We start from the raw sequence: 4384 nt of genomic DNA, 5'->3' as shown, positions 1-4384 counted from the left end.
GGAAAAGCGCAAGGCAAGCCTTGCACTCCAGAGGATGGAACGACTCTGAGAAAAGGACAAACCATCGCAAGGACGAGAACCCTGGCCAAGCACCGGCGGTTCCACTGCTGAAAACCACAACGAGGAGAGCTATGCGAATGCAACACACAACCAAAAACACACTCGGGCGGGCCGTGCGCGGCGCGTTGACCGGGCTGGCACTGGCCGGTTTCGGCTTGTCGCCGGTCGGGGCGGATGAAACCTGCCTGTCGCCCTACATGCCCAAGATCAAGGGCCAGGAGGATTTCGTCTACGTCTGGACCCTCGGCGTCGAGGGCTTGGGCGACGAGCAGGACAAGCTGGTCACGGTGGACGTGAACCCGAAATCGTCCAACTACGGCAAGGTGATCGAATCCCTGTCGGTGGGTGGGCGCAACGAGGCCCATCATTCCGACTTCACCGACGACCGCCAATACCTGTGGGCGGGTGGTCTCGACACCAGCAAGATTTTCATCTTCGACATCCACAGCGACCCGGCCAAGCCCAAGCTGCACAAGGTGCTGAAAGATTTCGTCGCTAACAGCGGCGGCGTGGTCGGCCCCCATTCCTTCTACGCGCTGCCGGGCCGGATGCTCATCACCGGGCTTTCCAACAACAAGGACCACGGCGGACGCACCGCCATGGTGGAGTACACCAATGCCGGCGAGTACGTCGCCACCCACTGGATGCCCACCGATTCCGACCTGCGCGGCGCGGTGAAGACCGGCAAGTACGCCGATGGCTACGGCTACGACGTGCGTGCACTGCCCCGCAAGAACGCGCTGATTTCCACGTCCTTCACCGGCTGGAACAACTACATGATGGACTTCGGCAAGATGCTGTCGGACGCCGAGGCCATGAAGCACTTCGGCAACACCGTCGTGGTGTGGGACTTGCACACCCTCCAGCCTAGAAGAGTGTTCGACGTGCCCGGCGCCCCGCTGGAAGTCCGCTGCGCCTGGGATGACGCTCACAATTACTGTTTCACCACCACCGCGCTGACCTCGAAAATCTGGCTGATCTACGAGGACGGCAAGGGCGAATGGCAGGCCAAGGAGGTGGCGGACATCGGCGATCCCAAGCAAGTCCCGCTGCCGGTGGACATCTCCATTTCCAGCGACGACAAGCTGCTGTGGGTCGATACCTTCATGGACGGCCAGGCCCGCGCCTTCGATATTTCCGACCCGCACAAGCCGAAGCAGGTGTACGAGACCCATGTCGGTGCCCAGATCAACATGGCTTCGTCCAGTTGGGACGGCAAGCGGATTTATTTCACCTCGTCGCTGCTGGGCAACTGGGACAAGAAGGGCAAGGATAACGAGCAGTATTTGAAGGGCTACGCCTGGGACGGCAAGGCGTTGAAGGAGCAGTTCTCGGTGGATTTCACCAAGGAGAAGCTGGGCCGCGCCCACCAGATGCGGTTCGGAGCCTATTCGCTGTACAAAAGCGTGGCCGAGCTGAAAGCAGACCAGCCGGTGGCGGCTTTGGGTACACCTTGAACAGTATCTTCCCCGTGAACCTGTAGGTCGGGCTTAAGCCCGACCTACATCGGCGAGAGACTTTTGGAGAAGCCCCATGCAAGAGTACAAGAACAACCGAATCATCGTGCGCTTCAACGAGTACCTGTGCGGCCACGCCGGGGAATGCGTGCGCGGCCTGCCGGTGGTGTTCGAGCCGTCCAAAGACCCATGGATCGACGTGAATGCCGCCTCGCCCGAAGGCTATTGCCGAAGCCATCCGGCGCTGCCCCACCGGCGCGTTGGAATGCGACCCGATTAAATAATCCCCTTAATCCATCAGGAGAACCGTCATGCCCAAGTATCTGATCGAACGCGAAATCCCCGGCGCGGGCCAACTGACCCAGGAGGAATTGCAGGCCATTTCACAAAAGTCATGCGGTGTGCTGAACCGGCTGGGACCGCGCATCCAGTGGGTGCAGAGCTACGTGACCGACGACAAGGTGTACTGCGTATACGTCGCGCCCGATGAGGACGTGATCCGCCAGCACGCGGAGGAGGGCGGGTTTCCGGCTAATCGGATTTCGGAGATTAAGTCGGTGATTGATCCGACCACGGGGGAATAATGGGGGGCGGGGGATTCGCGCCCCCCGCTCAGGCGTTCAATCGTACTTCAGATACTTAAAGCGCGGATCATCCGGCGTGCCCTCCAATACCCCGCCGCTGTCTTCGTTGGGACGCCATTGCACCACGTCCTCAATCTTCCGGGCCAGGGCGAAATCCTTGTCGGTGACGCCCTTGGCCGAGTGGGTCGTCAGCTTCACGATGACGAAGGCATAGGAGACCGTCAGGTCGGGATGGTGCCAGGCCGCTTCCGCCAAATGCCCGACCGTGTTGACCACCATCAGCGTGGCCTTCCAGCCGCTGGTGCGGTACTTGCGCCGAATCCAGCCGTTCTCGAAATACCAGTGGGGCAGTTCCGCCTTTAGGCGCAGCTCGATTTCCTCCGGCGAGTAAATCCGTTCATTCGTATCCGCCATGGCCGTGTCCTCCGCTTTCCAGACTAAAAAGGTCGGATTAGCTTGTGCTTGCCGCCGTGGGGGTGTCAAGCGGAGCGCCAGTCGGTCGGTCGGGTTCAAAAATGTCCGGGCCGGGGGCTGATTACGCTCGGTTGATTCGACAGAGAGTTTGCTGGTTGTATATCATTGTCACGCGGGCTTCATAAAATCAGGGTCGCCGCCGGTAAGGCGGTCGTATCAGGACGAAGCCTGGGGCAGAGAACAATAACTCCGTCATCGAGCCAGATTTTCGACTATAAGTTTGGGGGAGGGGCTGCCTAAGCAAGTCTTGCGCGGCCTCGCCAGAGTCCGGGAAGTCCGGCTCGATTGATTACTTCAAGCCTTGACATAAATGGGAACACCTATGCAAGTACCACTAGAGATTACGTTCCGGGGCATCCCGCATTCAGACGCGGTCGAAACCCGGATTCGGGAAAAAGCGGCGAAGCTGGAAAAATTCTGCGACAACATCGTCAGTTGCAGGGTCGCGGTGGAAGCCGAACATCATCATCAGCATCAGGGTAATCTCTACAAAATCCGAATCGACCTCAGCGTCCCGCACAAGCACATCGTGGTGAGCCGGGATCATCACGACAAGCAATCCCACGAAGACCTTTACGTCGCCCTGCGCGACGCCTTCGCCGCCGCCACGCGGCAGCTCGAAGAGTACGTCCGCATCCAGCGCGGCGAAATCAAGAGCCATCAGAAGGTCGCCGCCGCCGCCCCCAGCGTTGCCTAAGCGCCGTTCGGCCAGGGGCGCCGTCACCCTCTTAGGCGGCGTCCCTCCATCGGGGGATAATTCATCCTTCTTCCCCCATCGCCCTTCCGTCACAGCCTGACGATCCGCGTCCCGGAGGCCAGATCGTGCCAGCCGCGCTTGTGCGGATCGAGGGCTATCCACAGAAAACCCAGCCCGAGACAGGCGCCCGAGATCAAGGCGAATAGGTAGCGAACGGTCGCTTGGCGCCAGGACGCGGGGCCGCCATCGCTGGACTGCAAGCGGATTCTCCAGGCACGCATCCCCAAGGTTTGTCCGCCGTGGGTCCAAAACCAGCCTAAGAATAAAAAGGCCACGCCGAGGAGGTAGACGGAAAAAATGGGGTCGTGGGCGCGGAAAGCTTCGCCGCCGCGCAAGGGCAGGATGACCAGGGTGGCCGCGAACAGAACGCCAGCCAACAGCAGGGCGTCATACAGCATGGCCGCCAGACGGCGGAGCAAGCCAGCGGGAGCGGGAGGGATGGGTGGAGGCATGGGGCTGGGTTCGTCCGGGGTGAGGCCGGGGAATCCCGTTTCGACAGGGGCCGCCGGGCTAGTACGCGCGCAGCCCCGTTAGCGATGGCCGATGATTAGGGCTTCTCACTCGAAGAGGCGAACACCGCTCCGAAGTACATGGACAAATAGACCAGCCCTCCCACCAGGATAACGGAGAGAATGAACGGCGGGCGAATCAGCGGCATGAACATAATCAATCCGACCAGCGCGACGAAGACGCTGGTTTGAACCGGATGCGAAAGGAATTCATCAGTTTTGATCTTAAACATAAGCTCACCTCCTCCTACATGCTTATTAATTATCTTAACGGATACCCCGATTTCCACCATGGCTGCCGAGGGATTCGTCGGGGTGCTACGGGGCGGGGGACGGGCCGAATAGTAACACAAAACACATGGGGAACCGCGCCGGGACGGGCGTTCTACAGGGCAATCGCGCTATCTCCCCCCTTGACAAGGAATGAGGTACTGTGTGGGCTTTTTATGTTGCCCGATCCCCGCCCCTACTCCGCCGATTTGGAAGGCCCGCGCCGGGAAACCAGGAACAAGCTCCACAAATTGAGCGACATCCTTATGATCG

The 4384-nt window shown here is 60.1% G+C and carries 7 protein-coding genes; 4 read left to right on the top strand and 3 right to left on the bottom strand.

The annotated features are described in order from the left end of the window. The first annotated feature begins 137 nt into the window (after positions 1–137). The 3 genes from mtoX to ACXWUF_RS19305 all read left to right on the top strand — a co-directional run bounded on the left by mtoX (position 138) and on the right by ACXWUF_RS19305 (position 2101). On the top strand, positions 138–1517 hold the full coding sequence (mtoX, locus tag ACXWUF_RS19315) for a methanethiol oxidase (RefSeq protein WP_458496214.1): 1380 nt from the start codon (positions 138–140) through the stop codon (positions 1515–1517). A 76-nt stretch (positions 1518–1593) separates the two neighbouring features. After that, a complete protein-coding gene (locus ACXWUF_RS19310) occupies positions 1594–1797 on the top strand; it encodes a (4Fe-4S)-binding protein (protein ID WP_458496213.1) in 204 nt (67 codons plus the stop codon). 31 nt (positions 1798–1828) lie between these two features. Next, the gene (locus ACXWUF_RS19305) at positions 1829–2101 is read left to right on the top strand and encodes a DUF4242 domain-containing protein (RefSeq protein ID WP_458496212.1); all 273 of its coding nucleotides are present in this window, start codon (positions 1829–1831) and stop codon (positions 2099–2101) included. A 36-nt stretch (positions 2102–2137) separates the two neighbouring features. Here ACXWUF_RS19305 and ACXWUF_RS19300 read toward each other — a convergent pair whose 3' ends face one another. Further along, complete coding sequence (locus ACXWUF_RS19300) at positions 2138–2515, bottom strand: 4a-hydroxytetrahydrobiopterin dehydratase (RefSeq protein ID WP_458496211.1); 378 nt, start codon at positions 2513–2515, stop codon at positions 2138–2140. Between the two features lie 382 nt (positions 2516–2897). On the opposite strand from ACXWUF_RS19300, the gene ACXWUF_RS19295 reads away from it, so the two are divergent. Next, positions 2898–3272 (top strand): HPF/RaiA family ribosome-associated protein, encoded by a 375-nt coding sequence (locus tag ACXWUF_RS19295; RefSeq protein ID WP_458496210.1) that lies wholly within the window; start codon positions 2898–2900, stop codon positions 3270–3272. 89 nt (positions 3273–3361) lie between these two features. Here ACXWUF_RS19295 and ACXWUF_RS19290 read toward each other — a convergent pair whose 3' ends face one another. Continuing rightward, entirely contained in the window at positions 3362–3784 is a 423-nt protein-coding gene (locus ACXWUF_RS19290; RefSeq protein ID WP_458496209.1) for an RDD family protein, read from the bottom strand. 95 nt (positions 3785–3879) lie between these two features. Beyond that, positions 3880–4074 (bottom strand): hypothetical protein, encoded by a 195-nt coding sequence (locus tag ACXWUF_RS19285; protein WP_458496208.1) that lies wholly within the window; start codon positions 4072–4074, stop codon positions 3880–3882. Between the last annotated feature and the right edge of the window lie 310 nt (positions 4075–4384).

This window comes from Methylomagnum sp. (assembly GCF_054333355.1).
This window is presented reverse-complemented; position numbering and strand designations above follow the sequence as displayed.

Coding starts and splice junctions, on each gene's coding strand:
- mtoX (WP_458496214.1), top strand. CDS start 138: ATGCAACACACAACCAAAAACACACTCGGGCGGGCCGTGCGCGGCGCG.
- ACXWUF_RS19310 (WP_458496213.1), top strand. CDS start 1,594: ATGCAAGAGTACAAGAACAACCGAATCATCGTGCGCTTCAACGAGTAC.
- ACXWUF_RS19305 (WP_458496212.1), top strand. CDS start 1,829: ATGCCCAAGTATCTGATCGAACGCGAAATCCCCGGCGCGGGCCAACTG.
- ACXWUF_RS19300 (WP_458496211.1), bottom strand. CDS start 2,515: ATGGCGGATACGAATGAACGGATTTACTCGCCGGAGGAAATCGAGCTG.
- ACXWUF_RS19295 (WP_458496210.1), top strand. CDS start 2,898: ATGCAAGTACCACTAGAGATTACGTTCCGGGGCATCCCGCATTCAGAC.
- ACXWUF_RS19290 (WP_458496209.1), bottom strand. CDS start 3,784: ATGCCTCCACCCATCCCTCCCGCTCCCGCTGGCTTGCTCCGCCGTCTG.
- ACXWUF_RS19285 (WP_458496208.1), bottom strand. CDS start 4,074: ATGTTTAAGATCAAAACTGATGAATTCCTTTCGCATCCGGTTCAAACC.